Origin of the sequence: Micromonospora sp. NBC_01392 (assembly GCF_045040125.1) — a bacterium.
In the GTDB taxonomy this organism is placed as follows: domain Bacteria; phylum Actinomycetota; class Actinomycetes; order Mycobacteriales; family Micromonosporaceae; genus Micromonospora.
Genome location: NZ_CP109549.1, coordinates 2250530 through 2265632, shown reverse-complemented (window position 1 = coordinate 2265632; position 15103 = coordinate 2250530). Strand labels below are relative to the sequence as shown.

General features: G+C 70.2%; 9 protein-coding genes. 3 read left to right on the top strand and 6 right to left on the bottom strand.

All coding sequences use genetic code 11. The features are described from left to right. Positions 1-10: 10 nt before the first annotated feature. The 6 genes from OG767_RS10565 to OG767_RS10540 all read right to left on the bottom strand — a co-directional run bounded on the left by OG767_RS10565 (position 11) and on the right by OG767_RS10540 (position 8821). Complete coding sequence (locus tag OG767_RS10565; RefSeq protein ID WP_405093223.1) at positions 11-1777, bottom strand: glycoside hydrolase family 35 protein; 1767 nt, start codon at positions 1775-1777, stop codon at positions 11-13. Beyond that, complete coding sequence (locus OG767_RS10560) at positions 1774-4416, bottom strand: beta-galactosidase (RefSeq protein WP_405093222.1); 2643 nt, start codon at positions 4414-4416, stop codon at positions 1774-1776. Before OG767_RS10560 ends, OG767_RS10565 begins: the two co-directional genes overlap by 4 nt. Beyond that, positions 4413-5270 carry a carbohydrate ABC transporter permease gene (locus OG767_RS10555; RefSeq protein ID WP_405093221.1) on the bottom strand — a complete coding sequence of 286 codons (858 nt, stop codon included), beginning with the start codon at positions 5268-5270 and terminating at the stop codon, positions 4413-4415. The genes OG767_RS10560 and OG767_RS10555 overlap by 4 nt, the downstream gene beginning before the upstream one ends. Further along, positions 5267-6202: a carbohydrate ABC transporter permease gene (locus tag OG767_RS10550; RefSeq protein WP_405093220.1), complete on the bottom strand. Its 936-nt coding sequence runs from the start codon at positions 6200-6202 to the stop codon at positions 5267-5269. Before OG767_RS10550 ends, OG767_RS10555 begins: the two co-directional genes overlap by 4 nt. 62 nt (positions 6203-6264) lie before the next feature. Then, on the bottom strand, positions 6265-7560 hold the full coding sequence (locus tag OG767_RS10545) for an ABC transporter substrate-binding protein (protein ID WP_405093219.1): 1296 nt from the start codon (positions 7558-7560) through the stop codon (positions 6265-6267). 31 nt (positions 7561-7591) lie between these two features. After that, the gene (locus tag OG767_RS10540; protein WP_405093218.1) at positions 7592-8821 is read right to left on the bottom strand and encodes an ROK family transcriptional regulator; all 1230 of its coding nucleotides are present in this window, start codon (positions 8819-8821) and stop codon (positions 7592-7594) included. A gap of 224 nt (positions 8822-9045) precedes the next feature. Here OG767_RS10540 and OG767_RS10535 point away from each other — a divergent pair, with 224 nt between their 5' ends. From OG767_RS10535 to OG767_RS10525, 3 genes are all read left to right on the top strand, one after another. Continuing rightward, a complete protein-coding gene (locus tag OG767_RS10535; protein ID WP_405093217.1) occupies positions 9046-11604 on the top strand; it encodes an RICIN domain-containing protein in 2559 nt (852 codons plus the stop codon). Between the two features lie 104 nt (positions 11605-11708). Continuing rightward, entirely contained in the window at positions 11709-13520 is a 1812-nt protein-coding gene (locus tag OG767_RS10530; protein ID WP_405093216.1) for an alpha-L-fucosidase, read from the top strand. A gap of 98 nt (positions 13521-13618) precedes the next feature. Then, positions 13619-15013: an RICIN domain-containing protein gene (locus OG767_RS10525; protein WP_405093215.1), complete on the top strand. Its 1395-nt coding sequence runs from the start codon at positions 13619-13621 to the stop codon at positions 15011-15013. Positions 15014-15103: the final 90 nt, after the last annotated feature.

The window sequence follows — 15103 nt, the reverse complement described above, 5'->3', positions numbered from 1 at the left end:
GGGACCGGGGCTAGTGCTCGGTGTGCCCGAGGGCGGGTCGCCCGAGGAGGCGGACGCTCGGGCACGCGGCGTGCAGCTCCAGCACGACGATCTCGTTGTGTCGCGTTCGCAGCAGGGGTGCGGGTACGTAGAGGGTGCGCTGGGGTCCGCGGCTCCAGTACCGGCCGAGGCAGAACCCGTTGATCCAGGCGACGCCCTTGCCCCAGGACGAGGTGTCGAGGAACAGGTCCCGGCCAGGGTCCGTGACGGCGAACTCGGCACTGCAGAACACCGGACCGGACAGCGACGACTCGACCGGGTGGCCGTCGCGCACTGCCCGCGCCACCGGGTCGATGTCGTCGAGCCGTAGCGGGCGCACGGTCCAGGTGTCGATCGTCGCGCCGTCCAGCCCGGCGGGGCCGATCAGTCCCTTGGGCTCACCGGTACGCGGCCCGTAGTTGACCCGGCCGAGGTCCTCGACGAGCAGCTCCACGAGGTCGCCGTCGTCGGCCCGGATGCCGATCATCCGCTCGCCGTGGTCACGGCTGAGGACGCCCCGGCTGCGTCGGTCGACGAACACCTGCGCCCGGTCGCGGACCTCGGCGACACTCAGCACCCCGTGGCCGGACGGCGGCAGGTGCGGGGTGTAGAGGGTGAATCCGGTGTACTGGCCGATGTCGTCGGCGGTGGGCAGGTACGGGTAGGTCGACGGTTGGCCGAGCAGGTCGAGCACGTCCCACAGGGCCAGCGAACGGGTGAACCTGGCCTCAACCGGTGGGGCGGGCGCGGTGGGCGCGGCGGGCGGTGCCGGCGGGACGTCGGCGTGGCGCGCGATCACCTCCCGGAAGGCCCAGTACTTGGCGGTCGGGGTGCCGGCCTCGTCCAGCGGCGCGTCGTAGTCGTAGCTGGTCACGACGGGCTGGTAGGTGCCCTTGTCGTTCGCGCCGTTGGTGAACCCGAAGTTGGTGCCGCCGTGGAACATGTAGATGTTGACCGACGCGCCGCTGGACAGCAGCGCGTCGAGGTCGGCGGCGGCCTGGTCGACGTCGGTGGTGTGGTGGTGGCCGCCCCAGTGGTCGAACCAGCCGTCCCAGAACTCCGCGCACATCAGCGGTCCGGTGGGCTGGTGTGCGCGGAGCGTGGCCAGCCGCTCCCGGGGGCGCGAACCGAACGAGGCGGTCCGGTGCAGCTCGGGGAGTCCGCCGTCGCGCAGCATCTGATCGACCGGCTGGTCGACGGTGGTCAGCGGCACCGTGACACCGGCACGGCGGGTCAGCTCGGTGAGCGTCCGCAGGTAGGCGCGATCGTCGCCGTATGCGCCGTACTCGTTCTCGACCTGCACGAGGATGAGCGGTCCGCCGGCGTCGATCTGCCGTGGGACCAGGATCGGGGCGAGTGCCTCGTAGTACTCGGTGACGGCGTCGAGGTACCGGGGCTCGGTGCGCCGGATGCCGGTCGTCGCGTCGCGGAACAGCCAGGCGGGCAGTCCCCCGTTGTCCCACTCCGCGCAGATGTAGGGGCCGGGGCGGACGAAGGCGTACATGCCCTCCTCGGCCACGAGATCGAGGAACCGACCCAGGTCGAGACCGGCGTCGGTGCGGAAGACGCCACGCCGTGGGCTGTGGGCCTGCCAGCAGACGTACGTCTCGATGGTGTTGAGTCCCATCTGGCGTGCCTTGCGGATACGGTCGCGCCACAGCTCGGGATGGACGCGGAAGTAGTGCAGGGCCCCGCTGAGCACGCGGAAGGGCCTGCCGTCGAGGAGAAAGTCCGTCTCACCGATGTCGAAGGTCGTCACCCGCGGTCACCTTCCCGGGCGTCGACCGCCCCGCCGGCGGTGATGCGGTGCAGTCGGCCGGGCTCGGCGCCGGTGGCCTCGATGAGCAGGTCGAGTCCGTCGCGCAGCCAGGCGGCGGGGACGATGAGCAGATCGCCCCGCCCACCCCGGAGGGTGGCACCGGGTGGCGGCGCGCCGATCCAGACGCGGCCGAGGTGGTGGCCGCCGGCGAGCGCGGTGGCCAGCAGCGCCTCACCGGCGAACCGGACGATGACGTTCGCCTCGTCGGCGACCACCAGGTCCGCCGTGCCCAGGTGCAGCCACCGGGCCTGTCCGGCGGGGACGGTGAGCGGCAGTTCAGCGTCGCCGAGCCGGGCGTCCCGGCGGCCGGCGAGGAGTTCGGCGGTGGCCTGACGGGCGATCTCCCAGCGGTCGATGAGGTGTCCCCGCAGCAGGCCGAGTCGGCCGACGGGCTCGCCCCACATGCGGCGGGCTTCGATGGTCAGCTCGTCGCCGTCGTGCAGGTCACCGAGGTACAGCACCGGTGCGAGCGGGGTGATCGCGCCGCGTGGCATGCCGTTGACCGCGACGTCCAGCCGGGCCTGGCACCCGACGGCGCGCAGCGCGGCCGGACCGGGACGGTACAGGGTGCGCCGGTGGCGCAGGGTCTGCGGGAACCGGCCGGACATCCAACCTCCGATGTCACCGCGCGGTGGTGGGGTGGTCCCGACCGCTGGCGGCACACCGGCGTCCAGGAACCATCCGGAGGACAGGTCGGCGACGTCGGTGACGGCGAGCACGCCGGCGACACCGCGCAGCGCGCCGAGGCGCAGCGACGGCAGGCGGCCGTCGTCAAAGTTCGAGTGGCCCCAGACCCGGGTCGTCACCCGTAGCTCGGTGTCCGGGTCGGTGACAATGTCGGTGAAGGGGATCCACAGGTCGGTGCCGCCGTTGGCGACCCAGCCGCGGGAGGTGCCGGCGACCTGGACGTCGATGACGTCGGCGGCGCCCCGCAGCACGAGTCCGGTGACGCCACGGAGGTCCGTGACGGTGCGGTAGCTGCCGGCGCCACGGTGGACGCCGAGCCGTTCCAGGGGCACCGCCTCGATGTCCCGCGCGACGGTCCGCCAGGTGGCGGGGGCGCTGTCGGTGGTCGACGACCGGGCGGTGGTGACCTCCCGGCTGGTGGTCGGTGGAGGCGGGGGCGGCGGCTCGGCCGGCTCGACCACCAGCGTGACGATGCCGGCAGCGGTGCCCACCACCACCGACCCCACCGACCCGGTCACCCGGAGCAGGTCGGGTCGGCCGGTGGCCGGCTCGACCCGTACGTCGCCCTCCGGGGTCGCCGACCAGTCGCCGGTGACGCGCAGCAGCAGTTGCGCGTCGGGACGGCCGGCGAACCTGGCGGTGACCCGTCCCGGCCGCTCGACCAGGCCGGTCAGCTCGGCGCTCGCCTCGACCAGCCGGCCGGCGACACCGGGCAGCGGCAGGTCACGTACCAGGAGCAGGCAGGTGGCCGCGGGCACGGTCACGGCCGTCGCGCCGACCGTGCCGGTGGTGTCGGCGTCGGTGAGGTTGGTCAGGGACAGTAGTTGGCCGCCGCCGTGCAGGTCGAGGGCGTACGGCGCGACGGCCAGGTCGCCGTGCACGTCGTCGGCGACTCCCGCGGGCACGGCGGCGGCGAGGCGTGGGCCGAGCGCGTCGATGAGCGCGGCGAGACGGCGGGCCTCCGCCGCGTCGGCCCGCTCGGCCCCGGTGGGGTCGAGAACGCCACCGAAGTCGTAGTCGTGGGTCATGAAGGCGAGCAGGTCGCCCCAGTTGTTGACTGAGGTGCCGTACTCGCCGTTCCAGCCCGAGGCCTGAAGGTACGGGCCGAGCAGACGCGCACCGCTGGTCAGCAGGCGTTTGAGCGTGCGGTGCAACCGGTTGGTCTCGGTGACCAGCAGCGGCAGGTCCTGCTTGCGCAGCGCGGCCTCGAAGTAGGCGGCGTGCGCCTCGACGTCGGTCGCCTCGTCGTCGGGGTACAGGTTCACCGCCGGGACGGCATGGGTTGCGCCGCCGGCGGCACGCTCGATGTCGCCCTGGCCGGCGCAGGCGACGAGCGGGACGGTGACGCCGTGCCGGTGGGCGGAGCGCACGAGCGCGTCGAGGTACTCGGCCGGGTCGTCGCAGTCGAAGAAGTCCAGCTCGTTCTCGACCTGCACGAGCAGCACGGCGCCGCCGTCGGGGTACTGGTGCCGCGCGAGGATCGGCATGATCTGCCCGTACCACCGGTCCACCTCGGCGAGGTAGCGCGGCTCGTGTTGCCGCACGCGTAGCCCTTCGGTCAGCGTCAGCCAGGCGGGCAGGCCACCACCGTCCCATTCCGAGCAGATGTAGGGGCCGGGGCGGGCCAGCACCAACAGCCCGGCGTCGCGGGCCAGTTCGAGGAAGTGCGCGATGTCGCGCTGCCCGGTGAAGTCCCACTGCCCCGGTTCGGGTTCGTGCAGGTTCCAGGGTACGTACACGTCGACCGCGTGGTAACCGAGCCGGGCGACGGCGGCCAGCCGGTCGCGCCACTGCTCCCGGGGCACCCGGAAGGGAAACAGCGAGGCGCACAGCAGCACCCGGGGCACGCCGTCGATCCGCAGTTCGGTGCCGGCAAGTTCGATGCTTCTCATTTCAGACCCGCGCTTCCACTGACGACACCGGCCTCGTAGAGGTATTTCTGGCCGAAGTAGTAGACGGCCACCATCGGCAGGATCAGGATCAGCGCGCCTACCATGACCATGTTCCAGGGCGGGGTCTGGGCGCCGGAGCTGGTGGCCGAGAGCACCTGGATGCCCAGGGCGAGCGGCATCTTCTCCTCGCTGTTCAGGTAGATGAGCGGGCCGAAGAAATAGCCCCAGTTGAAGGTGAACGTGAAGATCGCGACGGCAACGAGGACGGGCTTCATCAGCGGCATGATGATCCGGCGGAACAGCCCGAAGTGGCCCAGGCCGTCGAGCATGGCCGCCTCGTCGAGTTCGGCGGGGATACGGGTGATGAACTGCCGGATGAGGAAGACGTTGTACGCGTTGGCGAAGAAGTTCGGCACGATGATCGGCAGCAGGGTGTCGATCCAGCCGAGGTGGCGGAACAGAATGAACTGGGGAATCAGCAGTACCTCGGCCGGGATCATCATCGTCGACAGCAGCACGCCGAAGAGGATGTTCTTTCCGGGTGCCCGCAGCCGGGCGAAGCCGTAGGCGACCAGCGCGCTGGAGAGGGTCATGCCGACGCAGGACACGACGACGATCACCGTGCTGTTGAGCAGGAACCGTCCGATGGGGATGTCGGCGGTGAAGGCCCGGACGAAGTTGCCGAACTCGAACTCGGTGGGCAGGAACCGGAAGGACATCTCGCGGGTGGTCTGATCGCTGGACAACGCGATCGACACCATGAAGACCAGCGGCGCCAGCAGGACCGCCGAGACGACGGTGAGGATGGCATACCGGGTCGCGGCGCGGCTCGCCCGAACTGCTCGTACGCTCACGAGCGAACCTCCGACTCGTAGAAGACCCAGGCCCGGGACGAGCGGAGGACTCCGGCACTGAAGATCATGATGATGAGGAACAGCACCCATGCCAGCGCGGACGCGTAGCCCATGTGGTAGAAGCGGAAGGCGTTGTCGTAGACGTAGGGCACGAGCATGAGGCTGGCGTTCGACGGCCCGGACTTGCCGTCGGTGAGCACGTACACCTGCGAGAAGACCTGGAACGCGGCGATCATGCCGGTGATCAGGTTGAAGAACAGGACCGGCGTGACCAGCGGCACCGAGATGCGCCAGAACCGTTGGGCGCCGCCGGCCCCGTCGAGGCGGGCGGCCTCGTACAGCTCCGGCGGCACGCTCTGCAGGGCGGCGATCAGCAGGATGGTGCCGGCACCGACCTGCCACAGCGACAGCAGCACGATCGCGGGGATGACCCAGTCCTCGTCGAGCAACCACGCCGGCCCGTCGATACCGAACCAGGAGAGGAAGCCGTTGACCGGCCCGGTCTCCGGCGCCAGCAGCCAGCGGAAGATCATCGCCGAGGCCACCAGCGGCACCAGGGCCGGAAGGTAGACGACGGTGCGGAAGAAGCGCGCTCCAGGCATCGGCCGGCTCAGCAGATTCGCCAGGGCCAGCGCGATGAGCAGCGACAGCGGCACGGACGCCACGGCGAAGTAGAGGGTGTGCCGCAGCGCCGGCCAGAACAGCGGATCTTCGGTGAACAGTTGGGTGTAGTTGGCCAGCCCGACGAACCTCGGAGTGGAGAACGAGTCCCAGTCGGTGAAGGAAAGCCACAGCGACGCGAGCATCGGCACGGCGGTGAACACCACGAACCCGAGAAGCCATGGTGACACGAAGGCGTAGAAGATCCACTTCTCGCGACGTCGCCGCAGTCGTACGGGCCGGCGCGAGGGGGGTGCGGCGACGATCGCCATGATGGTCCCTTCTCGGTCCGGGGGCGGGCAGGGACGCTGCCCGCCCCCGATCGATGGCGATGTCAGCGGAGGATGCGTTCCAGGGACTTCTGGACGCGGTCCAGGCCGGCCTGCACCGAGTCCTCGCCCTTCCAGACCGGCGTCATGCCGTCGGTGAACGCCTTCTGCATTTCCTTCCATTCGGGCACCAACGGCGGGCTGTAGATCACCGGAGCGGACTCGGCGAACGCCGCCAGGTTCACGCCCCGGGTGTTCCAGGTCGGCTTCTTGAACGCCTCCGAGGCGACCGCCTCCAGATTCGCCGGCACGTCGAGACCGCTGGTGACGATGGGCAACTGCCCTTCGGCGGAGGTCAGGTAGGCCACCAGGCGCGCCGCCTCGTCCTTGTGCCTGCTGCGGCTGGACACCGCCAGGCCGCTGCCGAAGGCGGGCACCGCGCTCTTCCTGCCATGCCACAGGGGGGCGATGTCCCACTTGATCCTGGATTCCTTGAGCGACGCGATGTTCCAGAACCCGGTCGTCACCATGGCCAGCTTGCCCTGCTCGAACAGCGCGTCGGGCTTGCCGTTGTCCAGACCGGCGTTGGCGTAGTCGATCGGCGACGGCGCGGAGTGGTCCTTGAGCACCACGTCGTTGTAGAACTGCAGCGCCTCGACGTTCGCCGACGAGTTCACCACCGGGGCGCCGGAGGCGTCGAGCACGCTACCGCCGTTCTGGTACATCCAGGTCATCGTCCAGGGCCACCAGTCGCCGGCCGCGTATCCCCAGGACTTCACCTTGCCGCCATCACGGACGGTGAGCTTCGCAGCGGCCTCGCGGAACCGCGTCCAGTCCCAGGTGCTGTCGGGGTAGGCGACGCCCTGGGCGTCGAAGATGTCCTTGTTGTAGTAGACGACCATCGCGCCGCCACGGTCGGGCGCCGCCCACAGCTTGCCGTCGGTGGAGTAGGTGTCCAGGGCGCCCTGCCCGAAGCGGCCGACCGGGTCGACACCCGCGCTGGCCAGCCGGGGCTTCAGGTCCTCCAGTTGGCCCTTGCTGGAGTAGACGTTGACCGCCTCGTCGATCATCAGCACGTCTGGCGCCTGGGCGCCGGCGAACATCGTCTGCACCTTGGTGTCATAGTTGTCGTTGTCGATCTGCACGAGCTTGACGTCGATTCCGGGTAGCGCCTTCTTCGCCTGGGCCAGACGCTGCTCGAAGACGGCCTTGTCATTCTCGTTGCCGCGGATGGTCAGGGTCAGGGTGGTGCCGCTGGCGGCGGGCTCGTCTGAGCCGCAGGCGGTGAGGCCGGCGGCGGCCAGGCCGGCGGCCAGCAGCGCCGCGACGACCCGGCGGAGGGCAGTCGGTGGTGCGAACATCGGCGGATTCCTTTGTGGTGGTGGGGGTGGCTCAGCCGGCCGGTTGCCGGCGGGAGGAGGTCGGGGTGTCCGTCGCGCCGTCGGGCATCGATTCGAGGTAGCCCTCCAGAGCGAACGCGGCGGCGCCGAGGCTGACCGAGTTGCCGCGCGGGTGTTGCAGGTCGAGGGCGAGTCCCGTCATCGGAACGGCGAGGGCGTGGGCCCGCAGGTGAACGCGGGCCCGTTCGAGCAGGTGCTTGCCGAGCAGGCCGGCCACCCAGCCGCCGAGCAGCACGATGTCCGGGTTGAGCAGGTTGACGATCGAGGCGGCACCGACGCCGAGGTAGCGGCTGGTGCGCTCGACGACCTCGAGCGCCGTCGGGTCCCCCTGGTCGGCGGCCTCGGCGATCGCGGTGACCGTGCTGGTCTGGTCGTCGCCGTGCAGCAGCGGGCTGTCCGGGGACGTCTCCCGCAGGGACTGCAGGATGCCCGGGGCTCCGACGTACGCCTCGACGCAGCCGCGTGAGCCGCACCGGCAGGCCCGGCCATCGGCGACGACGACCGTGTGCCCCCACTCTCCGGCGCTGTTCATGCGCCCGCGCAGCACCCGGCCACCGAGCGCGATGCCCGCGCCGACCCCGGTGCCCAGGTTGAGCACGACGAAGTCCTGCTCACGGCGTTCCGGGTGGGACCACATCTCGGCGATGGCCAGGGACTTCAGGGGGTTGTCGAGGAACAGGGGCGCATCGACGGAGTCGGCCAACAGGGCGCGGAGCGGTACGTCGTGCCAGTCCCAGTTCGGGGCGAACACCGAGGTGCCGCCGACCGGGTCGACCTGACCGGGTGCGGAGACGCCGACCCCGAGCAGCGGGCGCCCCTCGTGCCGGGCGCGCTCGGCGGCGATCACCTGCTTGACCCGCTCCACGACGTGGTCGGGGCTTCGCTCGTGCACGTCGATGTCGCACTCGGTCGACGAGATCGGTTCGAGGGCGGCGTCGAACGCCTCGGCGTGCACGTAGGTCTCGGCGATGTCGATGCCCAGCAGGAGCCCGTGTTCACCGTTGAGGGACAGCTTCGCCGTCGGGCGGCCCGCCGGGGCCCGCTCCCGGGCCACCTCGGCGATGACCCCGTGCTCCAGCAGGGCGGAGCAGATGGTGGCCACGGTGGCGAAGCTCAGGCCGGTCAGTTCGGCCAGTTCGCGACGACTGGCGTCGCCGTGGGCGTGGATCGACCGGACGACGGCGAACGAGTTGCGTCGACGGATGTCTGCGGCAGTGCGCAAGGTGGCTCCCGGTTGATCGATGTTCGGCTGCTTATTCTGAGTACCGGAAATACTACTGTCAAGACTAGTTATTTGAGTCGTAATAATGCACCCTGCTTCGTACCGCCCCGGCGCGCACCGCAGCGCCCACCACCCACCCGGGCGGTCGTCCGATCCCCCGACCACCGGCTCCGTAGCCCTCGGGCACCCGTGGATCGGACGCAGAACTCCTGACGGAGGCATGGATGAGACGCACCACGACCCGATCACTACTCGGCGCCCTGCTCCTGACCGTCACCACGGGTGCCGTCGCCCTCACCCCGTCCCCCGCGATGGCGTCGACGGCGATCACCTCCCCGGTCAACCCCAACCTGGTCCTACAGGACGAATTCCAGGGCTTCGGCACCTCGCTGGCCTGGTGGAGCGACGTCGTCGGCGGGTGGAGCGAGCCCGCCCGCTCCCAGCTGATGGACTACCTGTTCACCGACTCGTTCACCAGGGACGGGCAGACCGTGCAGGGCATCGACCTCAGCATCGCCCGCTACAACGTCGGCGCGAGCGAGCCAGGGGTGAGCTACCCGGTCGTCGACCCGCACCTGCCCACGCGCAACGGCGCCTGGATCGACAGCCTCGTGCAGGCCGACGGCAGCTACAACTGGAACGTCGACGCCAACCAGCGGTGGGTGCTGGCGCAGGCCGCACAGCGCGGCGTCGGCACCTTCGAACTGTTCGCCAACTCCGCACCCTGGTGGATGACCTACAGCGGACACCCGGCCGGCCGGTACTCCTACAACTCCCCCGAGGGCTGCTCGCACAGCAACCTGCGACCCGAGTACCAGGACGACTTCGCCGCCTACCTGGCCACCGTGGCGGACCGCTTCGCGACCGTCGGCGTCAACGGCTCCGGCAGCCCCAAGGTCAATTTCCGGACCATCGAACCGTTCAACGAACCGTCCAACGGTTGGTGGTGCTGGGGCAACAACCAGGAAGGCACCTATCTGACCGCCGCCGAGCAAAGCTCGATCATCACCAACCTCCGGTCGGCGCTGCGCACCCGCGGCATGAACACTGACATCGCCGCCACCGACAGCAACAACTACGCCGGCATGGTGTCGGAGTACGACGCACTGTCCGACGCCGCCCGCGCCGAACTCGGCCAGGTCAACGCCCACGGGTACGCCGGCTCCGACGCCGCCCCGATCCGCGACCGGGTCCGCGCCCGCGACCTGCGCTTCTGGCAGTCCGAGTGGGGCCCCGCCGGCTGGGGCGGCTACGACATCACCTCAGAACTCGACGCCGGGCTGGAACTGGCCACCCGGGTCACCAACGACCTGTCGTACGTCGGCGCCAACGGCTGGCTCTACTGGCAGGCCGTCGAGGACAGCTCCCGGGGCAGCGGCCCCGGCTACTGGGGGCTGATCCAGGCCCCGCTGGACGGGTCCGCGCAGACCTACGCCATCCAGAAGCAGTTCTACACCCTCGGCCAGTACAGCAAGTTCATCAAGCCCGGCTACCAGATCATCGACGCCGGCAACGGCAAGTCGGTGGCCGCGTACGACCCGGCGAGCCGCAAGCTGGTGCTGGTCACCTACAACGACACCACCGAGACGCTGCCGGTGAACTTCCAGCTCAACCGGTTCTCCACCAGCGGCGCCACCGCACAGGTGTGGCGCACCTCCGCCACCGAGAACCTCGCCCAGCTCGCCCCGGTCACCGTCAACGCCGGCACGCTGGCCGCCTCCGTGCCCGCCAACTCCGTGGTGTCGTACGTGCTGAGCAACGTCGGTTACAGCGCCGCCGCCAGCACGGCGGAGATCGTCAACGACTCGGCCGCCGCCTACTCCGGCTCGTGGCAGGACGCCGGCTACAGCGGCGGCGCCGTCGGCGCGTACGGGCTGTGGGACCAGGACGAGCACTCGTCGCAGAGCATCGGCGCCACCGCGACCTACACGTTCCAGGGCACGAAGGCGACGCTGTTCGGCACGCTCGCGCCGTCCAGCGGCCGGGTCGGTGTCTCGGTGGACGGCGGCGCGGAGACCACCCTCAACCTCTACAACACCGTCCGGCTCGACGGCGTGCAGGTGTGGAGCAGCCCCGCCCTCACCGCGGGCCGGCACACCGTGCGGGTACGGGTCCTCGGCCAGCCTGGCACGTCCGGCGGCGGGGTGTGGGGCAACGTCGACCGGCTCGTGGTGGAGGACTCCGCCTGGACCGACTGTGCCGCCGATGGTCAGACCTGCGCGTTCAGCGGCACGTCCGAGGTCCGCTACGGCGCGGACGGCGACTACGTGCGCGGCGTGCACACCGGCGGCGTCGCCTGCACCGGCACGGTGTTCGGGCACACCACGCCGGGCGCGGAACGCTGCTGGCGTCGGGACGTGTCCAGCACCCAACTGGTGGCGATGCACAGCCAACAGTGCGCCGGGGTCAGCGGTAGCGGCACGGCCGCCGGCACCGATGTCGTGCAGTGGCCCTGCACCGGTGGCAGCGAGCAGCGGTGGACGTTGGAGAAGGCCACCGCCGGCTACCGCCTGCGGCCCTCACACGCGAGCACCATGTGTCTGGACGTGGCCGGCGGCGCCACCTCCGCCGGCGCGAACGTGTTGCAGTGGACCTGTGGCAGCGCCGCCAACCAGGTCTGGAACCTGACGTACGCGCGCGACGGCTACTACCGGGCGACCCCGAGCCACGCCACCGGCATGTGCCTGGACGTGGCCGGTGCCGCCACCGGTCCCGGCGGCGACATCGTCCAGTACACCTGCAACGGCTACCCCAACCAGCTGTGGAAGCTCGCCCGGTCGTAACCCACCCGGGCACGGGGCCGTCGCGGCGGGGAGCCGCCCGCCGCGACGGCCCGACCTCCCGGCGCCGTACGCATCCCCGGGCAGCCTGCCCAGGAGGAGTCATCGTGAACCCGTACCTGAACCGTCGGCAACTACTCAGAGGCACCGCGCTGACCGTAGCCGCCGCCACCGCCGCACCGGCGCTACTGACCCCCCAGCCGGCCTCGGCGTACTCCGTGCCGTCCCGGATGGCCTGGTGGTACGCCGCCCGCTTCGGCATGTTCATCCACTTCGGCAGCTACTCCTACCTCGGCCGGGGCGAGTGGGTCTTCAACAACGAGTACTGGAGCAAGGCCGACTACCAGCCCCAGGTTTCGGCGAACTTCGCCCCGTCGGCGTTCAACGCCGCCACCATCGTCGGCCTGGCCAAGTCCGCCGGGATGAAGTACCTGGTCATCACCGCCAAGCACCACGAGGGCTTCGCGATGTGGAACTCCACCGTCGCCGGCTTCACCGACGTCACCGGCAGCACCGACTACGACCTGCACGACTACGCCGGACACCAGCCCGACCTGCTGGCCGCGCTCAAGGCCGAGTGCGACCGGCAGGGCATCCGGTTCGGGCTCTACTACTCGATCCTGGACTGGAACCACCCCTCGCAGACGATCCGCCGCACCGGCACCGTCTTCTCGACCATGGCCTCACCCGGGGCGCGGACCGCGTACCTCGCCGACATGAAGGCCCACCTCCAGGAGCTGCTCGACCGCTACGACCCGGCGATCATGTGGTTCGACGGTGACTGGTGCGACAACCCCGCCTCCCCCACCGCCGACGACTGGTGGACCGAAGCCGACGGCCGCGACCTCTACAGCTGGTTGCTGGCCCGCAAGCCCAACCTGATCGTCAACGAGCGGGTCAAGCGCGACCTCGGCCTCGGCGACTTCGAATGCCCGGAGGAGAGGGTCCCACCCCGGGCGCTGGCCCGCCCGTGGGAGACCAACTGCACCATGAACGGCGCCTGGGGCTACACCGAGAGCCGCGAGAACTCCTACCGCTCCCCCACCACGATCATCCAGGAACTCGTCACCGTCGTCGGCCGCGACGGCAACTACCTGCTCAACATCGGCCCTCGCGGCGACGGCACGGTCACCGCGGGCTCCACCACGATCCTGACCGCCGTCGGCGCCTGGATGGGTGCCCACGGCGACAGCATCTACGCCACCACCGGCAACCCGTTCACCTTCGAACCATGGTGGGGCCGGTTCACCGCCAAACCCGGCAGGCTCTACGCCCACGTGTTCACCTGGCCCACCGACGGCAGACTGAACATTCCCCGGCTGCAGAACACCATCCGCCGCGTCTACCTGCTCAACGCCCCGACCACCGCACTCGGCCACACCGTCAACGGCAACTACCTGACCGTCACCGTTCCCGCCACCGCCCCCAACGCCCACGACGGTGTCGTGGTGGTCGAGGTCGACGGGGTACCGGCGCCCGCCGCCACCCCGGCCATCGTCTCCGGCGCCTCCTACAAGCTGATCTGCCAGCGCAGCGGCAAGGTCCTCGACAACGGCAACACCGCCGGCGAGGGCGCACCGGTGATGCAGTGGGCCGACAACGGTGGAGCACCGCAACGGTGGACCATCACCGACGTCGGCGGCGGCTACCACAAGCTCACCTGCCAGCAGAGCGCGAAGGTGCTCGACAACGGCAACACCGACGGCGAGGGCGGCACCGTCGTGCAGTGGTCCGACAACGGCGGCCGGCCGCAGCACTGGACCATCACCGGCGTCGGCGGCGGCTACCACAAGCTCGTCTGCCAGCGCAGCGGCAAGGCCCTCGACAACGGCAACACCGACCGCGACGGCAGCTGGGCCGTCCAGTGGACCGACAACGGCGGCCCGCAACAGCACTGGCAGCTCGTCCGGGTCGGCTGAGGCCGTACCCACTCCGGTCCTTCACCCACCGTGTCCGACGGGAGATGAACCAGCGCCACCGACCACCACCCACCACCACCGTTCGAAGGGAACCGTCCATGGCAGGAACACGACGATGGGCAGCGGCGGTCACCGCCGTACTCGTCTCGCTCGTCACCGTGCTCACCGCGAGCCCGGCACTGGCCGCGCCCGCCACCCTCACCCCCGGGGCGATCTGGTACGACACCAGCGGCGCCCGCCTCCAGGCACACGGCGCCGGCATCTTCAAGGTCGGATCGCTGTACTACCTGGTCGGCGAGGACAAGACGGCCGGCTCCACGTTCACGGCCGTCGCCTGTTACTCCTCGACCGATCTGGTCACCTGGACCCGCAGATCGAACGCCCTGGTCAGAGGCCAGGCGGACAACGGCAGCGGCGATCTGGCCGCCGGACGGATCGTCGAGCGGCCCAAGGTGATCTACAACAGCGGCACCGGCAAGTACGTCATGTGGATGCACATCGACAACAGCAGCTACGGCGACGCCCGCGCCGGGGTGGCCGTCAGCGACACCCCGTGCGGCCCCTACACGTACCTCGGGTCGTCCCGCCCGCTCGGCTACCAGAGCCGGGACCTGGGGCTGTTCAAGGACGACGACGGTACCGCCTACCTGCTGACCGAGGACCGCGCCAACGGGCTGCGCATCGACCGGCTGTCGACCGACTACACCAGGGCCGTCGCCGCGACAGCGCTGCTGCCGACGCTCGAATCCCCCGCCATGGTCAAGGTCGCCGGACGGTACTTCATCTTCGGCTCACACCTGACCGGCTGGTCCAGCAACGACAACAGCTACGCCTCGGCCACCTCGCTCAGCGGGCCGTGGAGCAGCTACGCCACCTTCGCGCCCGCCGGGAGCAAGACGTTCAACTCGCAGACGTCGTTCATCCTCCCGGTCGTCGGCAGCACCCGGACCAGCCACGTCTACCTCGGCGACCGGTGGAACGCCGCCGACCTGAACAGTTCCCTGCCGATCTGGTTGCCGATCACCTTCACCGCCGGCAGCGCCGCCATGCCGTCGTTCCACGAGAGTTGGAGCATCGACACGGCCACCGGTGACTGGGCACCGGTCAGCTTCTCGCTCGTCGGCGACCAGTCCGGCCGGTGCCTGGACGTCACCGACAACACGTCGACCTGGGGTGCGCTGGCCGAACTCTGGGACTGCAACGGCGGCGAGAACCAGCAGTGGCTGCCGACCTCCGCCGGTGAGCTGCGCGCGTTCGGCAGGTCCGTCTGTCTCGACGTCCTCAACCAGGGCACCACGCCCGGCTCCACGGTCGGCATCTGGGGCTGCAACGGCCAGACCAACCAGCGCTGGACCCTCAAGCCGGACGGCACCATCGTCTCCGCCCGGTCCGGGCTGTGCCTCGACGCGTCCGGCGGGGGAACCGGCAACGGCACCGCGCTGATCGTGTGGACCTGCAACGGCCAACCGAACCAGAAGTGGACCAGGAGGTAACACTTTCACCGCGTCCCGTCGTGGCGGTCGACGGACCGGCCCCGCCTCGACCTGAGATCGCGGCCCTGACCAGCGGAGACGCTGGTCAGG

Excerpts from the sequence above, each read along its gene's own strand:
- OG767_RS10560 (WP_405093222.1), bottom strand. The coding sequence starts at position 4,416 with ATGAGAAGCATCGAACTTGCCGGCACCGAACTGCGGATCGACGGCGTG.
- OG767_RS10550 (WP_405093220.1), bottom strand. The coding sequence starts at position 6,202 with ATGGCGATCGTCGCCGCACCCCCCTCGCGCCGGCCCGTACGACTGCGG.
- OG767_RS10545 (WP_405093219.1), bottom strand. The coding sequence starts at position 7,560 with ATGTTCGCACCACCGACTGCCCTCCGCCGGGTCGTCGCGGCGCTGCTG.
- OG767_RS10535 (WP_405093217.1), top strand. The coding sequence starts at position 9,046 with ATGAGACGCACCACGACCCGATCACTACTCGGCGCCCTGCTCCTGACC.
- OG767_RS10525 (WP_405093215.1), top strand. The coding sequence starts at position 13,619 with ATGGCAGGAACACGACGATGGGCAGCGGCGGTCACCGCCGTACTCGTC.